We start from the raw sequence: 26,730 nt of genomic DNA on the forward strand, positions 1-26,730 counted from the left end.
CAGATCTCCCAGCCTGCGTAGATGTTCAGTCCCACTCGAACCCGCCGCGCTTCCACTCGTAGACGAACGGGACGGTGATGAGGACCAGGAACGCGATCATCGCGACGAGGCCGAAGATCGCCAGGTCCGCGAAGCTGACCGCCCACGGGTACAGGAAGACCACCTCGATGTCGAAGATGATGAAGGTCATCGCGACCAGGTAGTACTTGATCGGGAAGCGGCCGCCGCCGATGGCGTGCGGGGTGGGCTCGATGCCGCACTCGTACGCCTCGAGCTTGGCGCGGTTGTACCGCTTGGGGCCCAGGATCACGCTCGAGCCGACTCCGCCGAGGGCGAGCACGGCGGCGATGCCCATGAGGAAGAGCAGCGGGACGTACGGGTTGCTCATCGCGCGTCACTCCACTTCGTTGTGGTCGGGGGTCATGCTGCGGGGGCGATCCTGGCCAGGCCGGCGATCACCCGGTCTACCAGGTCACCGCCCTTCGGCTCGTAGCAGTCGGACAGGAGCTTGAGGACGAACTTCATGACCAGCGGCCGCGGCAGCCCGTAACGGGTGCAGACCCGCATGACCTCCGGGTGCTCGATCAGCCGCACGAAGACCCGGYCGAGCGTGTAGTAGCCGCCCAGGTCGTCCTTCATCCGGCGCTCGTACGTGGCGAACGCGCGCTCGCGACCGGCCGCGGTACCGCGCGCGAGCCCCTGCGAGATGGCGTCGGCAGCGACGCGTCCCGCCTGGAGGCCGTACGCGATGCCCTCGCCGTTGAACGGGCTGATCATCCCGGCGGAGTCGCCCGCGAGCATCAGGCCGTTGCCGTAGAGCGGCCCGCGGTTGAAGCCCATCGGCAGCGCCGCACCCTTGACGGGTCCCACCTGGTTGTCGGGCGTGAACTCCCACTCGGCGGGCGCGTTGGCCATCCACGTGGCGAAGAGCTTCTTGTAGTCGACCTTCGTCGCCGCGGCCGTCGAGGCCACCGACCCGAGGCCCACGTTCGCGGTGCCGTCGCCGAGCGAGAAGATCCAGCCGTAGCCCGGCATCAGGTTGTTCGCGCCGTCCCGGAGCTCGAGGTGGCTCTCCATCCACGGGTCGTCGTGCCGCGGCGTGCGGAAGTACGTGCGGACCGCGACGCCCATCGGGCGGTCCATCCGCTTCTCCAGCCCCATGCCCGTCGCGAGCCGGGCGGAGACGCCGTCTGCCGCGATGACCAGGGGCGCGCGGTACGTGACCGTCTCGCCGTCGACCTTGGCGTGCACGCCCACCACCCGGCCCGAGCGCTCGTCGCGCTCCGGTCCCGTGACGGTGGTGCGCTCCTGCAGCTTGGCGCCCGCCGCCCGCGCGTGGTCCGCGAGCGTGTGGTCCAGGGACATCCGCGACTTCGCGAGCCCGTACGACGGGTAGCTGGACAGCTCCGGCCAGGCGAGCTCGAGGCGATGACCGCCCCCGATGACCCGCAGCCCGACGTTGCGGATCCAGCCGTCCTGCTCACGGATGGGCAGGCCCATCCGCACCAGCTCCGCGACCGCGCGCGGCGTCAGACCGTCCCCGCAGACCTTGTCCCGGGGGAACTCCGACTTCTCCAGGAGCAGCACGTCCAGGCCCGCGGAGGCGCAGTGGAACGCGGCGGCGGACCCAGCCGGGCCCGCGCCGACGACGATGACATCCGCGTCATCGTGCGTAGCTCCCACCACCAGTGACCCCACTTGTGACGTTGTTCACGTACTGCTCTCGGCGAGTGTAACGAGCGCCACATGGGCTGTCTGCGAAGGCATTCCTAACCTCACCGCAGCAGGTCCGGGACGTGGCGTGATCACCCGGTCGACGGGGTGCCGCAACCGTCGGGAGGGGTCGGTCGACGCCCATTGTTCACCCGGGCGGCGCAGCCGGACAGTCGTCCGGGCGACAGGCGTCGGAGTGTCAGCCCTCGTGACGCCGCGCGCGGCGGCGGGACGCGAGGAGCAGGACGCCGAACCCCACGGCAGCCAGGCTGACGAGGAGCGTCGCGGCGACGTCCTGGCCGGTGTGCGCCAGCCCACCGCGGGGCGTGGTGCCGGTCGCAGTAGCGCCGGGGGTGGGCGTCGGACTGACGACAGACTGCACAAGGAGCACCGAGTCGAGGACCGCGGCCGCACTCATCTGGGTCCCGCTCGGTGACGCAGCGGCGAACGAGACGACCAGCGGGATCCGGACAGCGGCGCCCGGTGCGAGCACCGGCCCTGCCCACCGCGCACCGCCCGCCACCGGGTCGCCGTCGATCGCGAGGGACAGGTCGCCGGCCAGCGTGCCCGGCGTGATCCCGAGATCGTCCGCGACGTCGAGCCGAACCTGGGCAGGGTCGGCGCTCCCGTTGCGCACCCAGAGCGCCGACGTGACGACGTCACCTGGAACGACGTGCTCGGGCGCACCGAAGAGCACGCCCGTGAGCGTGCTCGACCAGGTGACCCCGTCACTCGACAGCTCCAGCTCGTTCGCAGCCGCCGCAGGGAGAGCGGGCACGACGATCGTCAGCGCGATGAGCAAGCCCGACGACACGCCGCGCAGCCATCGCCGGGCCGCGGTCACGACGACGCCTGCGACGTGGCGGCGAGCTCGGCGGACGACCCCAGCCGCTCGGCGCGAGGGTTCGGTCTGCCGGCGGTCGTGGCCTCGGCGGTGGGTGCCAGGGCCGTCGGCTTAGTCATCGTGCGGGGCTTGGCCGTCGACTTGGTCGTCGTACGGGGCTTGGCCGTCGACTTGGCCGTCGGTTTGGTCGTCGCACCGGGCTTGGTCGTGGCACGGGGCTTCGGCGTTGCCGTCGACCTGGTCGTCGGCTGCGGCCCGGCCTCCGGCTCGACCTCGACCTCCGGGCCGGGACCGGTCGTCGGTTCCGGCTCGATCGCCGGCTCCCCGTCGGCCGTCGACACGGAGTCGGTCGCCGGGTCCAGCTCGGTCGTCGGCTCGGAGTCGGGCTCGTCGGTGTCCGTCGCGACGATCCGCCGACGACGATCTCGAACCCCGCTCAGAACCAGGACCAGGCCGTAGCCGATCAGGGCGGCGGCGACAGTCTTCAGCAGCCACCCTGGCCGGTTGATCCCTACCCAGGTGTTGACGTATCCGAGGTAGGGCACGGCGTAGGCGACCGTTCCGCGCACCTGGACCGCGCGCACGGGCTCGTCGTCGACGGTGTTCGCGTCACCGCGGGTGATGAAGGACCGCTCGCCGGCGGAGTCCCACCCCAGGCCGACGACGCGGTGCGTCACGACGTCCGGCTCGTTGCTGCGCAGCTGGTAGGTGACGACGTCGCCGATGGTGATGTCGTCGGGGGGCGTGGGCCTCGTGACGACGAGTGTCCCGGGAGGCATCGTCGGGAGCATGCTCGCCGTCAGCACCGTGAAGGGCGTGGCCTTCATGGCGAGGGGGATCACGATCATGACGAGGGCCACGGCAGCGACGCACACGAGGGCGAGGGTGGACAGGGTCGCACCGGTCCACCGCCTGGCCGCACTCCAACCGGCGCCGCTCATGCGCAGTCCAGGTAGTACAGGAACAACCAGTTGCGGTTCACGCCGACAGAGCTCGAGCTCACGGAGGACCACGTCGCCCCAGGGACCGCGGGCGGACCGGGTGTCCCGGGGAACACGACCCGCGTCTGGACCGCCACCGCGTTGGTCCCGTCCTGGGTGATCACGCCGGGCGCGATCGTGCGGGTCGTCGTGGTGTCGGCGGCGCTGATCTCGGTGACCGCACCCCCGGCCCCGACCGTCACGACGGCGTACTGCCGGACCGCTCCGGTCGGCAGGGCCTGGGTGTTGGCGGTCCACGAGAGCCGGACGTTGAGGAGGCCGGTCTCCGCGCACAGCAGACCGGTGGGAGGCGCGACCACCATCGCCGAGGCGCTCCCGCTCAGGGTGCCGCTGATGGCCCACCAGGCCCAGGCGGCCCCGCCCCCGCCCAGCACGAGGACCGCAGCTGCCACCAGGGCGAGAGTGGAGTTGCTCCAGAACCTCGCTGCACGCGCGAACCGGGCACGCCGGAGGGAGGACGGAGGCTCACGCCGTGTGCGCTCCATCAGTTCCCTCCTCTTCGTCCGCGCGTCCTGAGGACGGTTGGCGGTGACTCAGCTCGTGGACTGGTTCCGACCGGTCACCACGACGTTGAACGCGGACGTCACGTTCTGGGCGGCGCTCGCGGCATCGGACCGGAGCGTCGCGGTGACGCAGACGTCGACGGAGGTGCCGGTGGGCTGCACCGCACTCCACACGTCGGCAGCGATCGGCGTCGTGCACACACCGCCCACCCAGGCCGCGTAGGTCACCGTCAGACCCGGGAGCGTCCCCGTCCCTGTCGCCGTCGCCAGCAGGTACTGCCAGCGCCCGCTGCCGGAGTGGGTGACCCGCGCGACCCCGGTCCGGCTCTCGCCGGGCCACATAGCGGTCGTCGGCACCGGTGTGACCCAGCCGACCGCGATCGCGTAGCTCCCCGATTGGAGACCTGTTGTCGCCGCCACAGCCGCCGACCTCGACCACGCGGCGTAGGCCGTCGCGCTCCCGCTGAGCAGGAGCGCGACGACCACGACGGCGGCGAGCCGGGCACGCATCGACATGACAGGCCTTCAGGAGAGAGGGGCGATCAGGGGAACGCGATCTGCTTGGCGACGATGGTCGCGCCCGACAGGTCGAAGGTCTGACCGATGGTGGTGTTGTCGACTGCGGTCCCGAACGGGAACGTCACGACGGACTTGACGGTCACGTCGAACGACACCGAGCCGGAGACGTTCGGCGTGATGGTGAGCACGGTCCCCGTCGGGCCGGCGGCCGAGGTAAGCGTGGTCGGGGCCGTGACGGTCGAACCGGTGATGGTCGTGACGGGCGTCCCGAGGGCCGTCAGCATCGCAGCGTTGTTCGCGACCGCGGGTGCGAGGTTGAGCGCGATCTCCGCCTTGAGGTGGTCGCCCTGACCGGTGACCGTGAACACCTGCGTACGCGTCACGATGTCGCCGGGGACGATCCGCTGGGTCGCGGGGTTGAACGTCGTCGAGCCGGTGCCCCAGGTCCAGACGGCCGTCGTCGCGCCGGTCTTGGGTGCGATCGTGAGCGTCCCGGACTGGATACCCGTCGTGCTGTCGACAGCCGTGCCCACCTGCCAGTAGGCCAGCGTGCCGGCGCCGCCCAGCAGCAGTGCCACTCCCGCGCCAACTGCGATGGCGCCCTTCGTCGTCTTGCGCATGTCCGTGCCTCCCGTAGCCGTCACCGGCTACACCACCGGCTGAGGCTTCCCTCGGGAGCAGGTCGGGCGTCCATGAGGTGCGACAGGGCGTCTTCGCCCTCTGTCACGCAGTCATGTGGGCACTACCACCCAGAACACTTCGGAGTCCATGAGGCGAACGAGTGCAATTCCGGCGCGCGGGCTTTCGCGCTGGTCAGACGTGCCCTAGTGGTCCGGGCGGGTTCCCCGGTGCAGGGCGACGATCCCGCCGGACAGGTTCCGGTAGGCCACGTGCTCCCAGCCGGCGTGCTTGATGAGCAGACCCAGCGCGTGCTGGTCCGGCCACTCGCGGATCGACTCCGCCAGGTACACGTAGGCGTCCGGCTCCTTGGAGACCGCGCGGGCCACGGGCGGCAGCGCCCGCATCAGGTAGTTCTGGTAGACGGCCCGGAACGGCTTGAACGTGGGCCGGGAGAACTCGCAGACCACCAGCCGGCCGCCGGGCCTGGTGACGCGCAGCAGCTCGTCGAGGGCGGCGTCCACGTCGTTGACGTTGCGCAGCCCGAACGACATCGTGACCGCGTCGAACGACGCGTCGGCGAACGGCAGGTGCAGCGCGTCCCCCGCGACGAACGCGAGGTCAGGGCGGCGGCGCTTGCCGACGTCGAGCATCCCGACGGACAGGTCGCACGCGACCACCTTGACACCGGCGTCCGCCATCGGCTCGGCCGACGTGCCCGTCCCGGCGGCGAGGTCGAGCACCGTCTCGCCGGGCTGCGCGTCGAGCGCCTTGAGCGTCGCCTTGCGCCACGACCGGTCCTGGCCGAGCGAGATGACGTCGTTGGTCCGGTCGTAGCGGTGGGCCACGGCGTCGAACATGGCGGYGACGTCCTGGGGGTCCTTGTCGAGGGAGGCACGGGACATGTGTCCATCGTCGCAGGTCCGCAGCGCCCCTTCGACAGGGCGGACACGGTGGCGAGGCCTACGCTGGAACCGATGAGCACGCAGACCTCCGCCCCCGCGGACGCCGTCCCGCAGCCGCTCCTCGTCCGGACGGTCGCCCTCGACGACCTGGGCGACGCCGGCGCACCGGACCCCCATGACCTCCTCGACCTCCTGCCGACGGAGCGTCCGCTGGCCTGGGTCCGTCGCGGCGACGGCCTGGTCGCCTGGGGCGAGACCCTGCGCGTGGAGGTCTCCKGCGCCGACCGGTTCGCCGACGCCGAGCGTGCCTGGCAGGACGTGCTGGCCCGCGCGATCGTCCGCGACGAGGTCCAGCTGCCGGGTACCGGCCCGGTCGCGTTCGGCTCGTTCGCGTTCGACGACCGCTCCGCCGCCGGCRGCGTCATCGTCGTCCCGAAGGTCGTGGTGGGCCGCCGTGGCGGGAAGACCTGGCTGACCACGATCACCGCGGGAGCCCGGCTGCACGCCGCACCGCAGCTCACCGACGTCGTCGGACCCCGGGTGCCGCCCCTCGACCCCGGCACCGTCGTCTACGCCGACGGCGCGGTCAGCGCGGACGGCTGGCGCGACATCGTCGCCCGGGGCATCGCCGCCATCAAGGCCGGCGACGTGGAGAAGGTGGTCCTGGCGCGCGACGTGCACGCCCGCGCCGAGCACCCGGTCGACGTGCGGTGGGCCCTCGAACGGCTCGCCGTGCAGTACCCGTCGTGCTGGACGTTCAGCGTCGACGGCATGGTGGGCGCGACGCCCGAGCTGCTGGTCCGGTCCGAGAAGGGCCTCGTCACCTCCCGGGTGCTCGCGGGGACCATCCGGCGCACCGGCGACGACGCCGCGGACCTCGCCCGGGCGGCGATCCTCGCGCACTCGTCCAAGGACCTCGAGGAGCACGAGTACGCCGTCACGTCGGTGGCCCACGCACTCGAGCCGTTCTGCTCCTCGACCAACGTGCCCGACGTCCCGTTCGTGCTGCACCTGCCCAACGTCCTGCACCTCGCGTCGGACGTCACGGGCGTGCTGAGAGCACCGAGCGGCGACCCTGGGCGGGACGAACACCCGTCGTCGCTCGCGCTGGCGGCGGCGCTGCACCCGACGGCGGCCGTCTGCGGCACCCCGACGCTCGCGGCGCGCGAGCTCATCCGGAGCATCGAGGGCATGGACCGGGCCCGGTACGCGGGACCTGTCGGCTGGTTCGGGGCCGACGGCGACGGCGAGTGGGGCATCGCCCTGCGGTCCGCGGCGATCGACCCCGACGACCCGCGGCGGGTCCGGCTGTTCGCCGGCTGCGGCGTCGTCGCCGCGTCCGACCCGCCGGCCGAGCTGGCGGAGTCCGAGGCCAAGCTGGTCCCCATGCGGTACGCGCTCGGCCGGGACACCAGCCGCAGCTGATGTCCCGGCCGAGGCCGTGTCCCGGCCGCAGGGGCGGCGGTCAGGACGGGAGGGTGATCCGTTGCCGGACCACAGGTCGTGCATGCCGACGGCCGGGTCCGTGGAGGGGACGACGGCCGCGACCGCCGGCGGTCAGGGGGTGACGACCGGGCTCAGCCCTGGCCGCCCTGCTGCTGCTGGAACCACTCCCACAGCTGCTCCGGGCTGAGCCCGTCGGGGATGCCGGAGCCGCCCTGCTGGTCGTCCGGAGCCGGCTGGCCCTGGTCGGGAGCCTGCTCGTCGGGGGCCTGCTGGTCGGGAGCCTGCTCCTGCTGGACGCTCTCCGGCCGGACCGCGAGCGTCACGTCGACCTCGATCGCCTTGCCGTCGCGGACCACGGTCAGGGTGCTGTCCGCGCCGGACGCGAGCGACCGGACGTAGGCGGTGAGGGACTCGGCGCCGCCGACGGCCTTGCCGTCGATCGCGACGATGGTGTCCTTGACCTGCAGCTTGGCCTTGGCGGCCGGCGAGCCGTCGGTGACGGACTCCACGACCGCGCCGCGGCGCGTGACGTCGTCGGCCGTGGCCGTGCCGTCGGACAGTCCGACCCCGAGGAACGCGTGCTCCGCGGTGCCGTCCTCGACCAGCTGGGCGGCGATGTTCTTGACCAGGTCGACCGGGATGGCGAAGCCGAGACCGATCGAGCCGGACTCGCTGGACAGCGTCGCGATCGACGAGTTGATGCCGATGACCTTGCCCTGCGCGTCGAACAGCGGACCACCGGAGTTGCCGGGGTTGACCGCCGCGTCGATCTGGATCGCGTTGGTGACCGTGGCCTCGGTGCTGTTCTCGCCCGCGGTCGAGACCGGGCGGTCGATGGCGGACACGATGCCGGTGGTGACCGTGTTGGCCAGGCCGAGCGGGTTGCCGACCGCCATGACCGGCTCGCCGACGGTGACCTTGGACGAGTCACCGAGCGCCGACGCCTTGAGGTCGTCCGGGACGTCCTTGAGCTTGATGACCGCGAGGTCCGTCGTGGGGTCCGTGCCGACGACCGTCGCCTCGAAGAGGCGGCCGTCCACCAGGGTGACCTGCACGTCGCCGTCCGCGCCGGCGACGACGTGGTTGTTGGTGACGATGTGGCCCTTGTCGTCGATGATGACGCCGGAGCCCTGCGCGCCACCGCCGTTCCCGTCGCTCACCTGGATGGCGACGACCGACTGCTGGACCGCCTTGGCGACGGCCTCCCAGTTCGGGTCGTCCGACGTGGAGCCCGAGACGGGGACGGTGTCGTTGCTGGACTGACCGATGGTGGCGAGCGACGCCGGGCGGGCGGTCGAGCCGTCACCGTCGGACAGCGCGTGCGTGAGGCCCGCGGTGGCGACGGCGGCGATGATCGCCGCCGCGGCCGCAGCACCCGTCACGGGGAGCCACAGACCGCGCTTGCGCTGCGTCGGGACGCTGCCCTGCGGCGCGGGCGCCGGCTGGCCCGCGTAGGCGGCCACGGGCTGCTGCACCGTCGCCGGGTCGTGGGTGGCGGCGCGCTGGGCGGCCTCCCACTGGGCGCGGCGCACGGCCTCGAACTGGTCGATCTGCGCCGGCTGCTGCGCGGCGGCCTGCTGCTGGGCGGCGTAGTGCTGTGCCGCCGCGGCGCGCTGGGCGGCCTCGTACGCCGCGCGCTGGTCCGCGGGGGCGGCCGGGTGCGGAGGCGTGAACGGGTTGGTCGGGTGCGCCTGGGCCGGAGCGGCCGGCAGCGGCTGCGTCGCCTGGACCGGCAGCGGCTGCGTCGCGCCCACGGGCGGCAGCGGCTGGGTCGGGAACGTCTGGGGGTTCTGGTCGGCAGCGTTGTTCGCGCCGTTCTCAGGGGTGGTCGTCATGGTGTGTGCCCTCCTTGGTCGAGGTACATCACACCGGGCCGGGCTGGGGGGAGCCTTCGCAGAACCTGGGAATTCCCTGCGAGTTTCGAGTGGACCCCCGGCTGCCCGTGACACCCGAGGAGTAGCGTCCGCCGTGAGGAGGCAGTCATGGGCTGGATCCTGTGTCATCTCGGACGTCATCGGTGGCACCACGAGCGCAACCCCGAGATGGGCGGCGCCGGTGCGGACTTCGAGGTCTGCGACCGCTGCGGCAGGGAGCGCCCGACGTACGGAAGTCCGCCGCTCGGCTCTATCCAGCAGTAGTCAGCGCGGTCTCGACCGCGGCGGACACCTCGGCGGCGATCCGCTCGCCGAGAGCGCGACGACCGACACGGTCGACCCGGACCTCGACGACGCTCAGCCCTGGTCCCGGCGCCGCGAGCGCGGGGAGCAGACCGTCGACGTCGCTGACCCGCGTGTGCCGGACGCCGTACCCCGCGCAGAGCGCGGCGAGGTCCGCGCCGTGAGGCGTGCCGAACACCCGCTCGAACGCGTCGGCCCGGTCCGGCTCCCCCGGTTCGAGAGTCGCGAAGATCGACCCGCCGTCGTCGTTCGCCACGACCAGCTGGAGGTGCACCTGCGCCTCGAGCGGGCCGCGCAGGAGACCCCCGACGTCGTGCAGGAACGTCAGGTCTCCCAGCAGCGCGCGGACGCGTCGCTCCGGCATGCCGAGCGCTGCGCCGACGGCCGTGGAGACGGTGCCGTCGATGCCCGCCAGCCCGCGGTTGGCCAGGACCACCGGCGGGGCGTCCCACCGCGCGACGAGGTCCAGGTCTCGCACGGGGTTCGAGGAGCCGATCACCAGCGCGTCGCCCGTGCCGGTCACCTGCGCGACCACCYGGGCGAGCGCCGGGCCGGTCACGCGGGTGCCGCTGCGCGACCGGCGGCCGGCGTCGAGGCCGTCGAGCACCTCGTCGATCGCGGCGCTCGCGGCCGCGTCGGCGGTCCGCCACGCGTCGAGCCACCCGGCAGGCGCCGGCATCCGGCCCTGCCGCATGCGGGCCGGCGGGTCGAGCAGGACGTCGCCGGCGTTGCGGGCCGCGTCGGGCCAGTCGCGGCCGCGCGGGGCGATCACGACGACCTCGACGTCCGGCCGGGCGAGCAGGTGCTGGACGGGCCGGGACAGCGTCGGGCGGCCGAGGACGACGATCCGCCGGATCGCGCCGCCGAGCCGGGGGTGCTCCAGCAGGAGACGGTAGGCCGCGATCGCGTGCGTGCCTCCCCGCGCGCCGGACGAGGGCTCCGCCAGCAAGGGCCAGCCGTTGACCTCCGCGAGCCGGCGCGCGGCGGGTCCGGCCCCGTCCCCGGCGATCAGCACGGTGGGCACGCCCCCGCGTCGCGCGGGTGCGGCGGCGTCGACGGTCGGCAGGGCGCCCGTGGTCGCGGCCGGTGCCACGTGCCGCGTCTGCACGAGCGTCAGGCCGGCGGTCGAGGGTTCCGGCCACGGCGCCGCGCCGGGCACGAGCGGCTCGCGGAACGCCAGGTCGAGGTGCACCGGGCCCGGGTCGCCGGTGCGCGCGCMGGTGGCCGCGGCGATGGCGCGCGAGACGGTGCGGCGCACGCTGCGAGCCTCGTCGGGCAGCCCGACGGGGGCGGGCAGGTCGACCGCGAGCCGCACCGCGCCGCCGAAGATGCCGACCTGGTCGGTGGTCTGGTTGGCGCCCGTGCCGCGCAGCTCGTGCGGGCGGTCCGCGGTGAGCAGGACGAGCGGCAGGCCGCTGTGGTGCGCCTCGAGGACGGCGGGGTGCAGGTTGGCGACGGCGGTCCCCGAGGTGGTGACCACGGCGACCGGGCGCGGCGCCTGCTGCTGGTCGCCGCTGCCGTGCGCGGAGGCCCGGATGAGACCGACGGCGAGGAACGCGGCCGACCGCTCGTCCACCCGCACGTGCAGGCGCAGGCGGGGGGCTCCGGCCGGGCGCTGGTCGTCCGGGCGGGCGGCGTCCGCGAGCGCGTACGCGAGCGGCGCGCTGCGGGAGCCGGGGGCGAGCACCACGTCCTCGACGCCCAGGGCGGCGAGGGTCTGGACGAGCACCCTGGCTGCGGTCGTCGCCGGGTCGGGATCGAGGGGCGGCGGCGTCACGCCCGCCATCATGCCCGAGCCTCGACGGCCTCGACGGCTGCGAGCCGGGCGACCCACCGCGCGGTGAGCTCGTCGGGTGCGGTCGCGGCGGCGAGCAGGTCCGGGTCGGGATCGGGCCGGCGGACGTCGAGCGCCCCGTCGACGGGCAGGAACGGGTGGCTCACCAGGTCGTCCTGGAACAGCTGCGCGGTGGCCAGGCCGCACGCGTACGGCAGCTCCGGCAGCGCGGCCGCGAGCGCGATCCCGGCCGCGAGCCCGACGGACGACTCGAGCGCCGACGAGACCACGACCGGCAGCCCGATCCGCTCCGCCAGCTCCAGGCACGCGCGCACGCCGCCGAGGGGCTGGACCTTGAGCACGACGACGTCCGCCGCGTGCGCGCGGGCGACCGCGAGGGGGTCGTCGGCCCGGCGGATCGACTCGTCGGCCGCGAGGGGGACGTGCGTGCGTCGGCGCAGCGCCGCGAGGTCGTCGACGCCCGGCACCGGCTGCTCGGCGTACTCGAGCCCGCCGGCGGCCCGGTCGAGCGCGGCGAGCCGGGCGACGGCGGTGTCGACGTCCCACGCGGCGTTCGCGTMGACGCGGATCCGTCCGGCCGGTCCCAGCGCGTCGCGGACCGCCTCGAGGCGGGCGATCTCGTCGGCGAGCGACTGCCCCGGCTCCGCGACCTTGACCTTCGCCGTCCGGCAGCCGCCGGACTCGCGCACGATCCGGTGCGCGGTCTCGGCGTCGACGGCGGGGACGGTGACGTTGACCGGGATCCGCGTCCGGACGGGCGCCGGCCAGCCGGTGTCGGCCGCCTCGCGCGCGGCCCGCCACCACGCCACCGACTCGGCGGCGTCGTAGTCCCAGAACGGGCTGAACTCCGCCCACCCGGCCGCGCCGCGCACCAGGACCCCGTCGCGGACGGTCAGCCCGCGGAACCGGGTCCGGAGCTGCAGGGACCAGACGTGCAGGTCAGCGGGGTTGTACGGCACGTCGTCAGCGTACGGCGGACTCAGCGCCCCCACGCCTCGACGAGCAGCGCGCACGCGGTCGCGCGCACCGGACGCTGCTCGGTCAGGGCCGTGACGACGGCACCGTCGACGATCGCGGTGGTGACGGCCGCCGAGGTGGGCGACCCGACACGTCCGACGAGCTGAGCCAGCACCGCGTCGACGACGTCGCGCCCGGCGGCGAAGGCCGTGGCCAGCGCGGCGTGCCGCCCGGCACCGAGCAGGTGCTCGTAGTGGCTGCGCACCTGGGCGTCGTCCCCGGCGGGCAGGACGGCGTCGACCAGCACGGATGCCGCCGCGGCCGGGTCCTGCTGCACGGTCACGGTGGGCGCCGTCGCCAGGACCGCTCGCGCGTGCGCGGCCCAGCCGTCCGCGAGCGAGCGCCCGGCTGCCGCCGCCAGGTCGTCGAGCGACGCGAAGTAGTAGGTGGTCGCGGAGAGGGACGCCCCCGCCTCGGCCGCGACCCGGCGGTGCGTGAGCGCACCGGGTCCGTCGCGCAGGATGACGCCCGCGGYGGCGCGGGCGAGGTCGTCACGCCGCTGCACGCCTCTGGGGCGGACGCCCGGTGCACCGGTCAATGCGCGCTAGACGAGAGGTTGAGCCCGACGACGCCCGCGATGATCAGCACGAGCGACACGATCTTCAGCACGGAGACGGCCTCGTCGAAGAAGACGATCGCGAGGACCGCGGTGAGCGCCGCCCCGATGCCGACCCAGACGCCGTACGCGACGCCCACGGGCAGCGACTTCAGCGCCCAGGCCAGCCCGCCCATGGACGCGACGAGCAGCACGACGAACAGCACGCTGGGCCAGAGCCGGGTGAAGCCGTCGGACGCCTTGAGGCTGAGCGCCCAGCCGGCCTCGAGCATGCCGGACAGGACCAGGACGATCCAGGCCAGGGACATGGTGGTGCACCACTCTTCCGTCCGTGCGCGCCGGGTGGCAGTCCCCGCCGTCCCGCGCACGTTTCTAGTACGATCGTACCAGAACGGCTCGGCGCGGTTAGGCTGCGGCCGTGACCACCGAGCTGCCGGCCCCCGTCTCCGACACGTTCGACCCGACGCGCTGGCGCACGGTCGACGGCTTCGAGGACCTGACCGACCTGACGTACCACCGGGGGTTCGCCCGCCCCGGGCCCGAGGACGCGGGCCGCGGCGCCGTCCCCCGGGACCTGCCGGTGGTCCGCGTCGCGTTCGACCGCCCCGAGGTCCGCAACGCCTTCCGCCCGCACACCGTCGACGAGCTGTACCGCGTGCTCGACCACGCCCGCACCACCTCCGACGTCGGCACGGTGCTCCTCACCGGCAACGGCCCCAGCCCCAAGGACGGGGTCTGGGCGTTCTGCTCGGGCGGCGACCAGCGCATCCGCGGCCGGTCGGGCTACCAGTACGCGTCGGGCGACACCGCGCAGGACGTCGACCCGGCGCGCGCCGGGCGGCTGCACATCCTCGAGGTCCAGCGGCTCATCCGCACGATGCCGAAGGTCGTCGTCGCGCTGGTGAACGGCTGGGCGGCCGGCGGCGGCCACTCGCTGCACGTCGTCGCCGACCTCAGCATCGCCAGCCGTGAGCACGCCCGCTTCATGCAGACCGACGCCAACGTGGGGTCGTTCGACGGCGGGTACGGGTCCGCGCTCCTGGCGCGGCAGGTGGGGCAGAAGCGGGCCCGCGAGATCTTCTTCCTGGCCCGCGAGTACTCGGCGGAGCAGGCGCTCGCGTGGGGGGCCGTCAACGACGTGGTCGACCACACGGAGCTCGAGGAGGCCGGGCTCGAGTACGCCCGGATCATCGCGACCAAGTCGCCGCAGGCCGTCCGCATGCTCAAGTTCGCCTTCAACCTGGCGGACGACGGGCTGGCCGGGCAGCAGGTGTTCGCCGGGGAGGCCACCCGCCTGGCGTACATGACCGACGAGGCGGTCGAGGGGCGCGACGCGTTCCTGCAGCGCCGCGAGCCCGACTGGTCGGGCTTCCCGTACGCGTACTAGCTGCCGGACTAGCTGCCGGACATCGCCCAGCCCGCGAGGTCGACGACCGAGCCGAGGACCCCGGCGGCACCGACGAGCAGCGCGACGAGGACGACGGCCGAGACCACGACGGCACCGAGGGACCGGACGTCGTGCTCGGCGGGTGCGGGGTGGTGAGCTGTCATGCGTCCAGCGTCCCCMGCGCACCGCGGCCGGGCATCGACCCGGAGGCCCGTCCACGTCCCGACCAGAGGTGGCCAACCGGCCCCCGGAGATCATCCCCTGGTCGGACAACCCCGGGGCTCAGCCGATGGTCAGGGACCCGCTCCCGGCCGGCACCAGCTCGACCCACGTGTTCCCCGGCGCCAGGTCGGCGGGCTTGCCGTCCGCGGTGAACAGCCGCATCGGCGCCGTGTCGGAGTCCTTCTGCCAGCGGACGGCGACCGTCTTGCCACCCGTCGCGACGACCCCGTCACCCGAGCCGACCAGCGTGTAGGTGGGCACGGGCGCGCCGCCCTGGGCGCCGAAGCCCGTGTTCGGGTGGTCGGCGGTGATGGAGACGACGTTGACCGCCGAGAGCTGCGCGCCGGTGCGGGCCGTCGCGGGCGTCGCACCCTCGGCCCGGAGCCACGTCCCGCTCGCGGCGTCCCACGTCCAGGTCGGGCTGGAGGCCGGCGAGAGCTGGAACGCGAGCGTGTTCGCGGGCGTCCCGGCCACGACGGCCGCGGCGCGGTCGGCGCTGCGGGCGAAGGTGAACTGCTCCCCGGGGGGCGCCTGGTGGTCGGCGTCCGCCAGGCCCCAGAACGTGTTGGGATCCCCGTACACGTTGTGCGGCGCCGCCCGGTCCTTGGTCCGGTACATCCCCGGGGCGCCGGCGTCGTGGCTGATCATCTGGACGCCGCTGGCGGCGACCAGGTCGAGGATGCCCGGCTGGCCGCCGGAGAACGCCAGGAGCCCGTGCATCGGGGCCAGGATCACCGGGTCCATCGGCCGCACGGACCGGATGGGCCCGACCTCGGCGGGCACCTGCGAGTGGAACACCGCGATGAACCGGGAGACGTCGAACTCGACGATGGTCTCCCAGACCACGTCCGCCTGGTCCAGCCCGGTCTGCGGGCGGGCCACGGCGGTGTTCTCGATCTTCACCGCGAGCGAGGGCCGCGCGGCCGGCTCGCCYGCGACCCCGGTCAGCGGCYAGGTCGGCGGGACGACGGGCACGGGCGCGGGCGCCTTGTCGGGCGCGATCGTCGGACCCTGCGTCACCGGGGCGGGCGGCTCCTGCGGCTCCTCCTGCGGTGAGCCGCAGCCGGCGACGGCCAGCGCCAGCCCGGCGAGCACCGCGGCGAGCGCGCTGCGGGTCCCTCGTCGTGTGGTCATCGTCATCGCGCTCCCCCGTCGTCCACCTGGCCCACCGGACCAGGCTGTCATGAGCCTGCCCGGCTCAGCTGATCGTGACCGAACCCGAGTCCACCGGGACCAGCTCGACCCACGTGATCCCCGGCGCGAGCGTCAGGACCGAGCCGTCGGCCGCCGCGAGGGTCAGGACGCCGTCCGTCCCGGTCTTGGCCCACGTCCCCGTGACCGTCTTGCCGCCGCTGGACACCGTCGCGTCGCCGGAGCCCTCGAGCACCGTCTCCGGGACGGGGTTGCCCGCGGGGTCCGTCGTGCCGGAGTTCACCACCTGCACCTTGAGCGTGACCACGTTCGTCGCGGCGATCTGGGCGCCGGAGCGCAGCATCGCGGGCGCGCTGCCCTCAGCGCGCAGCCACGTGCCGCTCGCCGCGTCCCACGTCCACGTCGGCCGCGCGTAGCCCGACAGGTGCACGGCCACGGTCGACGCCGGGCCGCCCGCGACGACCGCGCTGGCCTTCTCCGGGGACTTCGCCATCACGAACTGCGTGGCCGGCGCGGCCGAGTGCTCACCGTCGGCCTGGTCCCAGAACGTCTGCGGCGTCCCGTACACGTTGTGCGGCGCCGGACCGACGCCCTTCTTGCGGTAGAAGCCGTCGGCCCCGGCATCCATGCTGACGGTCTGCAGCCCCGCGTTCTTGAGGTCCTGGACGAACTGGGGCTGGCCGCCCGAGAAGGCGATCAGACCGTGCAGGGGTGCCGTGATCGCGGGGTCCATCGGGCGGACGGAGCGGATCGGACCGACCTCGGCCGGCACCTGCGACTGGTACACGGCGACGAACCGGCTGATGCCACCCTCGACGACCTGCTCCCACACGACGTCGGCCTGGTCCAGACCGGTCTGCGGCCGGGCCTCGCCCGAGTTCTCCACCTTGATCGCGAGCGCGGGGCGCACCGTGACGTCCGCGGCGGCCACGCCGGTGAGCGGCCAGCGCGGCGGCACGACCGGTGCGGGCGGAGCAGCCTTCGCCGCGTCGATGACGGGCGCCTCGGTCACCGGGGCCACGGGCGACGGGTCCGTCGGCGACCCGCTGCACGCACCGAGGACGAGGACGGCGCCGGTCGCCAGCGCGACGATCGCGAGGGATCGCCGACGGGCGGACGGGGCGGTGAGAACAGGCGACACGGTGCTCCTTCGGGTGTGAACCGCGCGACACTCTACGGCGTGAGGGTGTGCGCCCCGCCCGGCACGCGCCGCAGCGGACCTACGCTGAGCGGGTGATCCGGCCCCTGCGTGACGTACCCGCGCGGCCGGGCCTGCTCCTTCCGGCGCTCGCGGCGGCTCTCTCGGGCGCCGGACCTGCGGTGGCGCCGGGATCCGGCGGGGCGACGTCCGGCGACGTGGGCGACGACGTCACGGTCGTCCTGCGCACCTCAGGATCCACGGGTGAACCCCGCAGCGTGCTGCTCTCCGCCGCCGCGCTGCGTGCGTCGGCGACGGCGACGCACGACCGGCTCTCCGGTCCCGGGCACTGGCTGCTCGCCCTGCCGACGGACCACGTCGCCGGGCTGCAGGTCCTCGTCCGCTCGGTGCTGGCGGGGACCGAGCCGACCGTGCCGGAACCCGGCCCGTTCCGGGCAGCGGCCTTCGTCGCGGCGGTCGACGCGATGCCGACCGGCGGGCCGCGGTACACGTCCCTCGTCCCCACCCAGCTGGTGCGGCTCCTGGACGACGGCCCTGCGACCGGCGCCCTGCGGTCCTTCGACGGCGTGCTGCTGGGCGGCGCCGCGACCGCCCCGGACCTGCTGAGCCGCGCCCGCGCGGCCGGGGTCGCCGTGCGCACGACGTACGGCATGACCGAGACGTCGGGCGGGTGCGTCTACGACGGGGTGCCGCTCGACGGGGTGGTCGTCCGGCTCGACGACGACGGCCGGATCCTGCTCGCCGGCCCGGTCCTGGCCGACGGCTACCTGGGCCGCCCGGACCTCGACGCAGCGGCGTTCGTGCAGGTGGACGGGATCCGGTACCTGCGCACGTCGGACCTCGGGGCGTGGTCCGACGGCGCACTCCACGTGCTCGGCCGCGCCGACGACGTGCTGGTCAGCGGGGGCGTCAAGGTGCCACCCGCGCCGGTCGAGTCGGTGCTCGCCGGTCTGCCCGGCGTCGTCGACGTCTGCGTCGTGGGCGTGCCCGATGCCGAGTGGGGCCAGGCCGTCGTCGCGGTCGTGGTCGCCCGGGCGGGCACCCGCCCGCCCACGCTGCAGCAGGTCCGGGCCGCCGTCACCGACCACCTCGGCGCCGCGCACGCCCCGCGCCACCTCGTGGTCACGGAGTCGCTCCCCGTGCGCGKGCCGGGCAAGATCGACCGTCGGGCCGCCACGCAGCTCGCCACCCGTCAGCTCGAGAGGAACCCCACGTGACGACTGCCAGCGACTGGGTGCAGGGTGCACGACCGCGGACGCTGCCGGCAGCCGCCGCGCCCGTGCTCGTCGGCACCGGGGCGGCCGCCCAGCTCGGCGAGGCCCACCTCGGACGCGCGGCGCTCGCGCTCGGTGTCGCGCTCGCGCTGCAGGTGGGCGTCAACTACGCGAACGACTACTCCGACGGCATCCGCGGCACCGACCTGGACCGCGTCGGCCCGCTGCGGCTGACCGCGTCGGGCACCGCGAGCCCGGGGACCGTCAAGGCCGCGGCCTTCGCCGCGTTCGGCCTCGCCGCCGTGCTCGGCCTGGTCCTGGTCGCGCTGACCGGCCAGTGGTGGCTGCTCGCCGTCGGCGCCGTCGCGATCGTGGCAGCCTGGGGCTACACCGGCGGCAGGCGGCCCTACGGCTACCGCGGGCTCGGTGAGGTCGGCGTGTTCGTCTTCTTCGGTCTCGTCGCCGTGCTCGGCACCACCTACACGCAGGCCGACGAGCTCTCCTGGCCCGCCTGGGTCGGTGCCGTCTGCGTCGGCATGCTCGCGTGCGCGCTGCTCATGGCCAACAACCTGCGCGACATCCCCACGGACGCCCTCGTCGGCAAACGGACCCTCGCGGTGCGGCTGGGCGACCGGTGGTCGCGGCGTGCCTACGCGGTGCTCGTCATCGGCCCCGTGCTGCTCGGCGGGATCGGGTGCGCCTTCGCGTCGCCGTGGACGCTGATCGTCCTGCTGCTCCTGGCGCCGTCGGTCGTCCTGGCCGTCACGGTGCTGCTCGGCGCGCGCGGACGGGCACTGGTCCCGGTCCTGGCGGGCACCGGTCTGCTCGAGCTCGCGTTCGGCGTGCTGCTCGGCGTGGGTCTGGCGCTCTGACTACTCGTCGCCGCAGCCGCGCACCACGTCGACCTGCTGGCTGACCGACCCGGGCGGCGCGGAGGCCTCCACGTCGACCAGGAACGCCTCGCTGACGACCCAGGCGACACCTGTGCACGCCGCGACCTCGTGCGCGCGCAGGTGCACGACCCAGGCGCCGTCGACCGCCGGCACGTCGGTCACCTCGGCGTTCCGGTACAGCCAGGAGACGGACAGCGCGCGGCGCGACTCAGCTGTCGCGTGCGGCCTCGTCGGCGGCGTCCTCGACGTCCGCGTCCTCCTGCGCACGCTTGCCGAGCACCGTCCGGTCGCCCGCGGCACGACGACGCTCCGCCTGATCGGCCAGCTGCCGGGCTGCCGCGTCCCGCGGGCCGGCGAGCAGGACGTAGGAGATCCCCCACGCGAGGAAGGCGGCGACGATGACCACGAGCCACGAGCGCAGGCCGGCCCACCAGAGCAGGCCGAGGCAGGCGCCGAAGAGCGCGAGGCGCAGGACCGAGTAGACGACGAAAGGCACGGTTCCAGGGTAGGCGCTGGGACCCCCCTGCCCGTCCCGGGCGTCTAGTCTGACGAGGTGAGGAACCTGGCCGTCCTGCTGATCATCGGGCTGATCGTCTACTGCGTGATCGACGTCATCCGCAGCACGGACGACGAGCGCCTCGGGGTGCACCCGATCTTCTGGGTCGCGCTGATCCTCGTCGTGCCGCTGATCGGCGCGCTCGCCTGGCTCGCGGTGCGCTGGTCGCGACGGGCGTCCGGTGGGCCGGGCCCGTCGACCCAGCACCGCCGCACCACGGGGCCCGACGACGACCCGGACTTCCTGTCCCGCCTGGACGACGACCGCCGTCGCGCCGATCCGGGGGCGTCGGACGACGCCCCGCCCCCGGCCTGAGGGTCAGATGCCCGAGTACGAGTGCTTCCCGGTGACGACGAGGTTCACGACCGTGAAGTTCGCGAGCACGACGGCGTACCCGACGAACACGAAGTAGGACGCGCGCCGGCCGCTCCAGCCGCGCGTGGTGCGGGCGTGCAGGTAGGCCGCGTAGACGACCCACGCGACGAACGTGCCGACCTCCTTGGGGTCCCAGCCCCAGTACCGGCCCCACGCGTGCTCGGCCCAGATGGCGCCGCCGATGAGCGTGAAGGTCCACAGCACGAAGGCGACCGCGTTGAGCCGGAAGGACAGCGCCTCGAGCTCGCGCGAGCCGGGCACCTGCTCCAGCCAGCCGAACCTCGGTCCGCCCACCCAGCCCCGGAAGCGGTCCGAGCGACCCGGGGTGCCGACCGTCACCGCGGGCGCGTCGGCGGCGAGCGCCTCCTCGCGGAAGCTGCGCAGGACCTGGAGGATGGCGGCCGCGAACGCGACGGTGAAGATCCCGGTGGCGGTGATCGCGACGCCGACGTGCAGGATCAGCCAGTAGCTCTGCAGGGCGGGCTGCACCTGGTCGGCCTGGATGTAGAACGCGTTGAGCGCGAGGACGAGCGCCAGCACGGACATGCCCATGACGACCACGCCGACGAACGCGATGACGCGCCGGCGCTGCACGATCGTCAGCACGAGGACGGCGACGAACACCCCGACGATGGTGAACTCGTACATGTTGGCGGTAGGCCACCGGCCGGCAGCGATGCCGCGCAGCACGATGCCTGCGAACAGCAGGGCGAGCCCGAGCAGGGTGGTCGACCGGGCGATCCCCTCGGCGCGGACCGACCGGCCGGGCGCGCTCTGGGCCTCGGAGCCCGCGACGGCGGTGGCGGGACGGCCGCCCGACGCACCCGCGAGGGCAGCCTCGGGGACCCGCTTCTGCGCCCGGTCGGCGATGCGCGCGAGGTCCACGCTGTAGGCGATGAGCGCGACGGTGAACGCGGTCGCGGCACCCCAGACGAGCAAGGTGCTCAGGTCACCGGTGGTCATGGTGTGGCCTCTCCTGAGGACGGGCCGCGGGGAGCGACCGGGGGTCTGTCAGCCGTGCGGGCGAGGGTCTCCGCGAGCACCCGGTCGAGCTCGGGTTGGAGCCCGACGTCATCGCCGCGCGCCAGCCCCGCGGCGGTCACCACTGTACGACCGTCGTCCGGTGCAAGGCGGAGCCAGACGCGGCGCCTGGGTGCGAACAGCGAGGTGGCGAGCCCGGCGAACGCGAGCAGCGCGAACACGAGCACGAACGGCAGGGCGGGGTCGTGGCGCAGGTCGAGCGCGACGTACCGGGGCAGTCCCTCGAACGTGAGCGTGCCCATCCCGTCGGGCAGGTCGACGGTCTCGCCGGGCTTCACGACGAGGGTCACCGGCTTGTCGTCGTCGCCCATGAGCTGCGTCATCCGGGCCTCGTCGAGCTCGTAGACGTTCTGCGGGACGCCGGTGTCGAGCCCGAGGTTGCCCTTCCAGACGGCGAGGACCAGCGCCGGGTCCTCGGGCTGCGGGTTCACGGAGGCGTAGGCGGGCCCGAACGGCGTCTCGCGCTCGTCGACGGTGGGCAGCAGGTAGCCGACGAGGCCGATCTGCTCCTGGTCGCCGGACACGTCGGGCACCTTGACGACGCCGCGCGACGTGTAGACCTCGTCCTGCGGGAGGAACGGCGTGGGGCCCGAGAACGCGACCTGGCCGGAGGCGTCACGCACCGTGATGTCGGGCGCGTACCCGTTGCCCTGCAGGTAGACCTTGGCGCCGCCCGCGTCGAGGGGGTGGTTGACCTTGATGGTCTCCTCGACGGGCTCCTCGCCCGGGTTGGTCAGGGTGACGTGCGCGGTGAAGTCGCGGGACTGCAGCGTGTCCGGGTCGAAGCGGGACTCGAACTCGTCGAGCCGCAGCGTGAACGGGACGAGGCTCGTCGGGGTGAACCCGGTGCCCTGCTCGAAGGTGTCGTAGTCGACCTGCGCGTTCGCGAACCCGCGGCCCTGCACGACGATCGCCTGCCCGCGGTAGTGCAGCACCTGCCCGGTGGCCACCGAGATGAGCAGGCCGACGAGGGCGAGGTGGAAGACGAGGTTGCCGGTCTCCCGCAGGTACCCACGCTCCGCGGACACCGAGACGGTGCCGCTGCCCTCGTCGCGGGTGTCGACGCGGTACGTCGGGACGAACGGGAGCCAGCGCCAGCCGCCCCGCAGCACGGCCGCGGCGTCGTCGGCGACCTGCGACGGCGTGGCGTCCGCGAGGCCGGACCCCTGCGCGGGGAACCGCGTGAACCGGCGGGGGGCGCGCGGCGGTCGGCCGCGGACGCCCGCGAGGTGCACCTTGGTGCGCGGCAGGATGCAGCCGACCAGCGAGACGAACAGCAGCAGGTAGATCGCCGAGAACCAGACGGAGGAGTACACGTCGAAGAACCCGAGCCGGTCCAGCCAGGGGCCGCTGGTCGGGTGGTCGGTGAGGTACTGCGCGACCTTGGCGGTGTCCTGCGCGCGCTGCGGCCAGACCGTCCCGGGCACGGCGGCGACGGCCAGGAGCATGAGCAGCAGGAGGGCGACCCGCATGCTGGTGAGCTGGCGCCAGGCCCACCGCATCCAGCCGACGAAGCCGAGGGTGGGCAGGTTCGGAGGTGCAGCGGGCGGAGCCTCGGTCGGCTCCATGAAGACGTCGGAGAGGCCCTCGGGCCGGTGCACGCTCATACGACCGGCACGAACGGGTCGCCGCCGACGAGGACACCCTGCAGCCACGAGGACCAGGTCCCCCACACGCCCGTCACCAGGGCGATCCCGAGGATCACGAGCATCGCGCCGCCGAACCGCATGATCGCCAGCCGGTGCCGCCGCAGGAAGCCGAGCGCCCCGGCGCTGCGGTCCACGAAGAGCGCGACCAGCAGGAACGGCAGCCCGAGCCCGAGGCAGAACGCGACCGCGAGCAGCGCGCCGCGACCGGCCGAGCCGCCGTCGAGGGAGAGCGCGAGGATCGCCGCGAGCGTCGGGCCGATGCACGGCACCCAGCCGAGCCCGAAGGTGACGCCCAGCAGCGGCGCCCCCCACAGCCCGGCGCGCGGCGCGAGGTGCACGCGCTTCTCGTTCTGCAGGAACGGGATCAGGCCCAGGAAGCCGAGGCCGAGCACGATGACGACCACGCCGAGGACGCGCGTGATCGGGTCCTGGTACTCGACCAGCAGGCCGCCGAGCGACCCGGCGAGCACGGCCAGCGCGACGAACACGGCGGTGAACCCGGCGACGAACAGCCCGACGCCGAGCAGCACGCGGCTGCGCGTCGGAGCGGTGCGCACGAGCGTGTCGCCCTCCGAGAACACCGTCTGCGCCGACCCCGTCATCCCCCCGAGGTACCCGACGTACGCGGGGACCAGCGGGAGCACGCACGGCGACGCGAACGACACGAGCCCGGCGATCAGCGCCACCGGGACCGCGAGCAGCAGCGACCCGGAGATGACGGTCTGGCCGAAGGCGTCGCCCGCGTCGAGAAAGAGCGTCATGGTGAGGGCTGCCCGGAGGTCTCTTCAGACAGCAGCTCGTCCACGATCGAGCGCAGCGTCGACGGGTCGGCCAGGCCGAGGACGCGGGCGGCGACCTTGCCGTCACGGTCGAGCACGACGGTCGTCGGCACCGCGTTCACCGGGACGGTGCCCTGCAGGGCGGCGATCGCGGCGCCGTCGGTGTCCGCCAGGCTCGGGTACGGGACCTCGAACTGGCGCTCGAACGCCTGGGCGGTGCCGGCGTCGTCGGTCCGGTTGATGCCCAGCACCTGCACGCCGTCGGCGGCGTAGTCGGTGGACAGGGCGGCGAGGTCGGGGGCCTCGGCACGGCACGGCGGGCAGTTGGCGTACCAGGTGTTCAGCACGACGACGTCGCCGCGCCAGTCGGCCACGTCCTGCGCGGCGCCCGCGAAGTCGGTGCCGGACAGCTCGAGCGGGCCCGTGCGCTCGTCCGGCGCCCACTGCCTCGTGGTGCCGTCGCCGGACTGGTAGTTCTGGCCCTCGACGTCGTCCGGCGTCGTCGACGTGCTGTCGGGCGAGCAGCCCGCGAGCAGCAGGACGGCCAGCGCGGCCACGGCGAGCACCCGCACGTCAGGCCCCCGCGACCGTCGACGCACCGGGGAGCAGCACCGCGGCGGGCTCGCTGTAGCCGACCCCGACGAGGGTGTCGCCCTCGTAGCGCAGGCTGGTGAGCGACGCGACCGAGCACTGCCGCTTGCGGGGGTCGTGCCACAGGTGCCGGTCCTCGAGCGCGAGCCGCGTGACCCAGACGGGCAGCTGGTGGCTGACCAGCACGGCCTCGTGCCCGCGGGCGAGCTCGCGCGCGGTCTCGACGGCCGCCAGCATGCGGTCCACCTGCTCCTTGTACGGCTCGCCCCAGGACGGCCGGAACGGGTTGCGCAGGTACGGCCAGTGCTCGGGGTGGCGCAGCGAGCCGTCGCCGACGCCGAACGTCTTGCCCTCGAAGTGGTTGCCTGCCTCGATGATCCGCTCGTCGGTGCGGATGTCGAGGTCGAACGCCGCCGCGATGGGGCCGGCGGTCTCCTGCGCGCGCTGCAGCGGGGAGGCGATGACGGCGACGACGTCGCGTCGTGCACTGGTCGCGCCGCCCGCCAGGTGGTCCGCCACCATGTGGGCCATGGCCAGGCCACGCTCCGAGAGCCGGTATCCGGGCAGCCGTCCGTAGAGCACGCCGTCGGGGTTGTGCACCTCGCCGTGCCGCATCAGGTGGATCGTGGTCGCGACCATGGGCTCAGTCTCGCAAACACTCCTGTGCGCCACGGACACGGGACGGGGTCACTCGACGTGACACGCGCCACCCGTCAGGTGCAGGCGGACCGTCTCCATCGCGTCGCCGAGCGCGGCGAACTGCTCGGGCGTGAGCACGTCCACCAGGTGGTCACGCACGGACTGCACGTGGCTGGGGGCGGCGGCCACGAGGACCTGCCAGCCCTTCTCGGTCATGGTGCAGTTCACGCCGCGGGCGTCCTCGACGCAGGGCACCCGCGAGACGAGCCCCTGCTCCTCCATGCGGCGGATGGTGTGCGTGAGCCGGCTGCGCGAGTGCGCGAGGTTGTCGGCGAGCTGCGCCATCCGCAGCGTGCGGTCGGGCGTCTCGGAGAGCCGGACGAGGACCTCGTACTCGTGCGTGGACAGACCGGTCTGCTGCTCCAGCTCGTGCTCGAGCGCGGCGAACAGCCGGGCTGCGCCACCACGGAACGAGCGCCACTGGGTCTGCTGCTCGGCGGTCAGCCACTGCACCTGGGTGGATGTGTCACTGGTCACAAGCGCGCCTCCGTCCTTCGTCGTGGGGTTGCGGCCCTGCAGCGAGTGTAGTACAACTTTGAACTAACAGTTTGGTTGACAGTTCAACAACCACGGAGGACAGACCATGAGCACCGCCACCGCCACCCTTCCCGCCGGCCTCACCACGGGCACCTGGGCCGTCGACGCCTCGCACACCGAGGCGGCGTTCACCGTCCGGCACGCCGGCATCTCCAAGGTCCGCGGCACTGTCGGCGTCACCGAGGGCACCGTCGTCGTCGGCGAGGACCTGGCGAGCACGTCGGTCTCCGTCACGCTGGACCCCGCCGCCGTCTCCACGGGCGACGCCAACCGCGACGGCCACCTCAAGAGCGGCGACTTCTTCGACGTCGAGAAGTTCGGCCAGTGGACGTTCGTCTCCACCGAGGTCCGCGAGGCCGGCAGGAACTACGTCATCGCCGGTGACCTCACCATCCACGGCGTCACGCAGCCCGTCGAGCTCGAGACCGAGTTCAACGGCACCGCGGTCGACCCGTTCGGCAACCAGCGTGCGGGCTTCGAGGCCAGCGTGACGATCTCCCGCAAGGACTTCGGCCTGACCTGGAACGCGGCCCTCGAGGCCGGCGGCGTCCTCGTGTCCGACAAGGTCGTCATCGCGCTCGACGTCTCGACCATCAAGGCCTGACACGCCTCTCTGCACGACGACGGCCGGGTCCCTCACGGACCCGGCCGTCCGCATGTCTCAGGCACCCGTACCGGTGCGCCGGCGGTCGTGGAACGCGAGGATCTGCAGCTCGGAGGCGACGTCCACCGCGCGCAGGTCCACGTGCGGCGGCACCCGCAGCGCACGCGGCGCGAACGTCAGGATGCCGACGACCCCGGCCGCGACCAGCTCGTCGCACACGTCCTGCGCGACGGCCGCGGGCGTGGCGATGATGCCGATGGTGGCGTCGGCGCCGCTGACCACGTCGTGCAACGACGCCGGCGGCTGCACCACGAGGCCGCCCACCGTCGTGCCCACCACCGTCGGGTCCGCGTCGACCAGCCCGACCACCGCGAACCCCCGCTCGGCGAACACCGAGTAGCTGGCGAGCGCGTGCCCGAGGTTGCCGATCCCGACGATGACGACCCGCCGCTGCGTCGTCAGCCCCAGCACCACCGAGATCTGCTCCGAGAGGTGCAGGACGTCGTACCCCACCCCGCGGCGGCCGTACGAGCCCAGGAACGACAGGTCCTTGCGCAGCTGCGCCGGGGTGACGCCCGCGCCGGCGGCCAGCTCCTCCGACGACGTGGTGACCACGCCGTCGGCCGTCAGCCCGTGCAGGACCCGCAGGTAGCCGGGCAGCCGGGCCACCGTGGCCGTGGGCACGTCGCGCGCGCCGGACCGCCCGGCCGCACCCGGCTCCGCTGCCCTGGCGTGCGCCCGGGGTCCCCTCCGCTGCGTGTCCACATCGACTCCCGCG

31 protein-coding genes are annotated in these 26,730 nt (G+C 73.7%); 6 read left to right on the forward strand and 25 right to left on the reverse strand.

Annotated elements, in window-relative coordinates; all coding sequences use genetic code 11:
* Positions 1-25: 25 nt before the first annotated feature.
* The 8 genes from ACXJKF_RS09955 to ACXJKF_RS09990 form a co-directional block, all read right to left on the reverse strand.
* Positions 26-388 (reverse strand): NADH-quinone oxidoreductase subunit A, encoded by a 363-nt coding sequence (locus ACXJKF_RS09955; RefSeq protein ID WP_456787545.1) that lies wholly within the window; start codon positions 386-388, stop codon positions 26-28.
* Positions 389-420: 32 nt separating this feature from the next.
* Complete coding sequence (locus ACXJKF_RS09960; RefSeq protein ID WP_456787546.1) at positions 421-1,686, reverse strand: geranylgeranyl reductase family protein; 1,266 nt, start codon at positions 1,684-1,686, stop codon at positions 421-423.
* 226 nt (positions 1,687-1,912) lie between these two features.
* Entirely contained in the window at positions 1,913-2,557 is a 645-nt protein-coding gene (locus ACXJKF_RS09965) for a hypothetical protein (protein WP_456787547.1), read from the reverse strand.
* A complete protein-coding gene (locus ACXJKF_RS09970) occupies positions 2,554-3,498 on the reverse strand; it encodes a signal peptidase I (protein WP_456787548.1) in 945 nt (314 codons plus the stop codon). The genes ACXJKF_RS09965 and ACXJKF_RS09970 overlap by 4 nt, the downstream gene beginning before the upstream one ends.
* On the reverse strand, positions 3,495-3,950 hold the full coding sequence (locus tag ACXJKF_RS09975) for a hypothetical protein (RefSeq protein WP_456787549.1): 456 nt from the start codon (positions 3,948-3,950) through the stop codon (positions 3,495-3,497). Before ACXJKF_RS09975 ends, ACXJKF_RS09970 begins: the two co-directional genes overlap by 4 nt.
* A 141-nt stretch (positions 3,951-4,091) precedes the next feature.
* A complete protein-coding gene (locus ACXJKF_RS09980; protein ID WP_456787550.1) occupies positions 4,092-4,577 on the reverse strand; it encodes a hypothetical protein in 486 nt (161 codons plus the stop codon).
* 26 nt (positions 4,578-4,603) lie between these two features.
* Complete coding sequence (locus ACXJKF_RS09985; RefSeq protein WP_456787551.1) at positions 4,604-5,200, reverse strand: alternate-type signal peptide domain-containing protein; 597 nt, start codon at positions 5,198-5,200, stop codon at positions 4,604-4,606.
* 204 nt (positions 5,201-5,404) lie between these two features.
* A complete protein-coding gene (locus ACXJKF_RS09990; RefSeq protein WP_456787552.1) occupies positions 5,405-6,103 on the reverse strand; it encodes a demethylmenaquinone methyltransferase in 699 nt (232 codons plus the stop codon).
* 72 nt (positions 6,104-6,175) lie between these two features.
* Between ACXJKF_RS09990 and ACXJKF_RS09995 the strand changes: the two genes are divergently transcribed.
* Complete coding sequence (locus ACXJKF_RS09995; RefSeq protein WP_456787553.1) at positions 6,176-7,528, forward strand: isochorismate synthase; 1,353 nt, start codon at positions 6,176-6,178, stop codon at positions 7,526-7,528.
* 152 nt (positions 7,529-7,680) lie between these two features.
* Here the strand turns inward: ACXJKF_RS09995 and ACXJKF_RS10000 are convergent, their stop codons facing one another.
* The 5 genes from ACXJKF_RS10000 to ACXJKF_RS10020 form a co-directional block, all read right to left on the reverse strand.
* The gene (locus ACXJKF_RS10000) at positions 7,681-9,384 is read right to left on the reverse strand and encodes a trypsin-like peptidase domain-containing protein (RefSeq protein WP_456787554.1); all 1,704 of its coding nucleotides are present in this window, start codon (positions 9,382-9,384) and stop codon (positions 7,681-7,683) included.
* Between the two features lie 289 nt (positions 9,385-9,673).
* The gene (gene menD, locus ACXJKF_RS10005; RefSeq protein ID WP_456787555.1) at positions 9,674-11,515 is read right to left on the reverse strand and encodes a 2-succinyl-5-enolpyruvyl-6-hydroxy-3-cyclohexene-1-carboxylic-acid synthase; all 1,842 of its coding nucleotides are present in this window, start codon (positions 11,513-11,515) and stop codon (positions 9,674-9,676) included.
* Positions 11,512-12,480 (reverse strand): o-succinylbenzoate synthase, encoded by a 969-nt coding sequence (locus tag ACXJKF_RS10010; RefSeq protein WP_456787556.1) that lies wholly within the window; start codon positions 12,478-12,480, stop codon positions 11,512-11,514. The genes menD and ACXJKF_RS10010 overlap by 4 nt, the downstream gene beginning before the upstream one ends.
* A gap of 20 nt (positions 12,481-12,500) precedes the next feature.
* Positions 12,501-13,043: a TetR/AcrR family transcriptional regulator gene (locus ACXJKF_RS10015; protein WP_456787557.1), complete on the reverse strand. Its 543-nt coding sequence runs from the start codon at positions 13,041-13,043 to the stop codon at positions 12,501-12,503.
* A gap of 29 nt (positions 13,044-13,072) precedes the next feature.
* Positions 13,073-13,402 carry a DMT family transporter gene (locus ACXJKF_RS10020; RefSeq protein ID WP_456787558.1) on the reverse strand — a complete coding sequence of 110 codons (330 nt, stop codon included), beginning with the start codon at positions 13,400-13,402 and terminating at the stop codon, positions 13,073-13,075.
* Positions 13,403-13,512: 110 nt separating this feature from the next.
* Between ACXJKF_RS10020 and ACXJKF_RS10025 the strand changes: the two genes are divergently transcribed.
* On the forward strand, positions 13,513-14,481 hold the full coding sequence (locus tag ACXJKF_RS10025) for a 1,4-dihydroxy-2-naphthoyl-CoA synthase (RefSeq protein WP_456787559.1): 969 nt from the start codon (positions 13,513-13,515) through the stop codon (positions 14,479-14,481).
* Between the two features lie 8 nt (positions 14,482-14,489).
* Here ACXJKF_RS10025 and ACXJKF_RS10030 read toward each other — a convergent pair whose 3' ends face one another.
* The 3 genes from ACXJKF_RS10030 to ACXJKF_RS10040 form a co-directional block, all read right to left on the reverse strand.
* Complete coding sequence (locus tag ACXJKF_RS10030; RefSeq protein WP_456787560.1) at positions 14,490-14,645, reverse strand: hypothetical protein; 156 nt, start codon at positions 14,643-14,645, stop codon at positions 14,490-14,492.
* Positions 14,646-14,763: 118 nt separating this feature from the next.
* A complete protein-coding gene (locus tag ACXJKF_RS10035; RefSeq protein WP_456787561.1) occupies positions 14,764-15,837 on the reverse strand; it encodes a DUF3048 domain-containing protein in 1,074 nt (357 codons plus the stop codon).
* A gap of 64 nt (positions 15,838-15,901) precedes the next feature.
* Positions 15,902-16,996 (reverse strand): DUF3048 domain-containing protein, encoded by a 1,095-nt coding sequence (locus ACXJKF_RS10040; RefSeq protein ID WP_456787562.1) that lies wholly within the window; start codon positions 16,994-16,996, stop codon positions 15,902-15,904.
* A 92-nt stretch (positions 16,997-17,088) separates the two neighbouring features.
* Here ACXJKF_RS10040 and menE point away from each other — a divergent pair, with 92 nt between their 5' ends.
* Together menE and ACXJKF_RS10050 are read left to right on the forward strand one after the other, a co-directional pair.
* On the forward strand, positions 17,089-18,231 hold the full coding sequence (gene menE / locus ACXJKF_RS10045; RefSeq protein WP_456787563.1) for an o-succinylbenzoate--CoA ligase: 1,143 nt from the start codon (positions 17,089-17,091) through the stop codon (positions 18,229-18,231).
* Positions 18,228-19,100, forward strand: a complete 873-nt coding sequence (locus ACXJKF_RS10050; RefSeq protein ID WP_456787564.1) for a 1,4-dihydroxy-2-naphthoate polyprenyltransferase — start codon at positions 18,228-18,230, stop codon at positions 19,098-19,100. Before menE ends, ACXJKF_RS10050 begins: the two co-directional genes overlap by 4 nt.
* On the opposite strand, the gene ACXJKF_RS10055 is transcribed toward ACXJKF_RS10050, so the two are convergent.
* The gene (locus ACXJKF_RS10055) at positions 19,101-19,283 is read right to left on the reverse strand and encodes a hypothetical protein (protein WP_456787565.1); all 183 of its coding nucleotides are present in this window, start codon (positions 19,281-19,283) and stop codon (positions 19,101-19,103) included. It abuts the gene before it with no gap.
* Positions 19,284-19,329: 46 nt separating this feature from the next.
* Positions 19,330-19,617, reverse strand: a complete 288-nt coding sequence (locus ACXJKF_RS10060; RefSeq protein ID WP_456787566.1) for a DUF4229 domain-containing protein — start codon at positions 19,615-19,617, stop codon at positions 19,330-19,332.
* A gap of 57 nt (positions 19,618-19,674) precedes the next feature.
* On the opposite strand from ACXJKF_RS10060, the gene ACXJKF_RS10065 reads away from it, so the two are divergent.
* Positions 19,675-19,992, forward strand: coding sequence for a PLDc N-terminal domain-containing protein (locus tag ACXJKF_RS10065; protein WP_456787567.1), 318 nt, complete (start codon positions 19,675-19,677; stop codon positions 19,990-19,992).
* Positions 19,993-19,995: 3 nt separating this feature from the next.
* On the opposite strand, the gene ccsB is transcribed toward ACXJKF_RS10065, so the two are convergent.
* Genes ccsB through ACXJKF_RS10095 form a run of 6 tightly spaced genes read right to left on the reverse strand, consistent with a single transcriptional unit; the run spans position 19,996 to position 25,288 of the window.
* Positions 19,996-21,015 (reverse strand): c-type cytochrome biogenesis protein CcsB, encoded by a 1,020-nt coding sequence (gene ccsB / locus ACXJKF_RS10070; RefSeq protein WP_456787568.1) that lies wholly within the window; start codon positions 21,013-21,015, stop codon positions 19,996-19,998.
* A complete protein-coding gene (gene resB, locus ACXJKF_RS10075) occupies positions 21,012-22,700 on the reverse strand; it encodes a cytochrome c biogenesis protein ResB (protein ID WP_456787569.1) in 1,689 nt (562 codons plus the stop codon). Before resB ends, ccsB begins: the two co-directional genes overlap by 4 nt.
* Complete coding sequence (locus tag ACXJKF_RS10080; protein ID WP_456787570.1) at positions 22,697-23,503, reverse strand: cytochrome c biogenesis CcdA family protein; 807 nt, start codon at positions 23,501-23,503, stop codon at positions 22,697-22,699. The genes resB and ACXJKF_RS10080 overlap by 4 nt, the downstream gene beginning before the upstream one ends.
* Entirely contained in the window at positions 23,500-24,078 is a 579-nt protein-coding gene (locus tag ACXJKF_RS10085; RefSeq protein ID WP_456787571.1) for a TlpA family protein disulfide reductase, read from the reverse strand. Before ACXJKF_RS10085 ends, ACXJKF_RS10080 begins: the two co-directional genes overlap by 4 nt.
* A 16-nt stretch (positions 24,079-24,094) precedes the next feature.
* Entirely contained in the window at positions 24,095-24,751 is a 657-nt protein-coding gene (locus ACXJKF_RS10090) for a histidine phosphatase family protein (protein WP_456787572.1), read from the reverse strand.
* 48 nt (positions 24,752-24,799) lie between these two features.
* Positions 24,800-25,288, reverse strand: a complete 489-nt coding sequence (locus ACXJKF_RS10095; protein ID WP_456787573.1) for a MarR family winged helix-turn-helix transcriptional regulator — start codon at positions 25,286-25,288, stop codon at positions 24,800-24,802.
* A 106-nt stretch (positions 25,289-25,394) separates the two neighbouring features.
* On the opposite strand from ACXJKF_RS10095, the gene ACXJKF_RS10100 reads away from it, so the two are divergent.
* Positions 25,395-25,952 carry a YceI family protein gene (locus ACXJKF_RS10100; protein ID WP_456787574.1) on the forward strand — a complete coding sequence of 186 codons (558 nt, stop codon included), beginning with the start codon at positions 25,395-25,397 and terminating at the stop codon, positions 25,950-25,952.
* A 57-nt stretch (positions 25,953-26,009) separates the two neighbouring features.
* Here the strand turns inward: ACXJKF_RS10100 and ACXJKF_RS10105 are convergent, their stop codons facing one another.
* A complete protein-coding gene (locus ACXJKF_RS10105) occupies positions 26,010-26,717 on the reverse strand; it encodes a redox-sensing transcriptional repressor Rex (protein ID WP_456787575.1) in 708 nt (235 codons plus the stop codon).
* Positions 26,718-26,730: the final 13 nt, after the last annotated feature.

It is taken from the genome of Cellulomonas sp. P5_C5 (assembly GCF_054049655.1).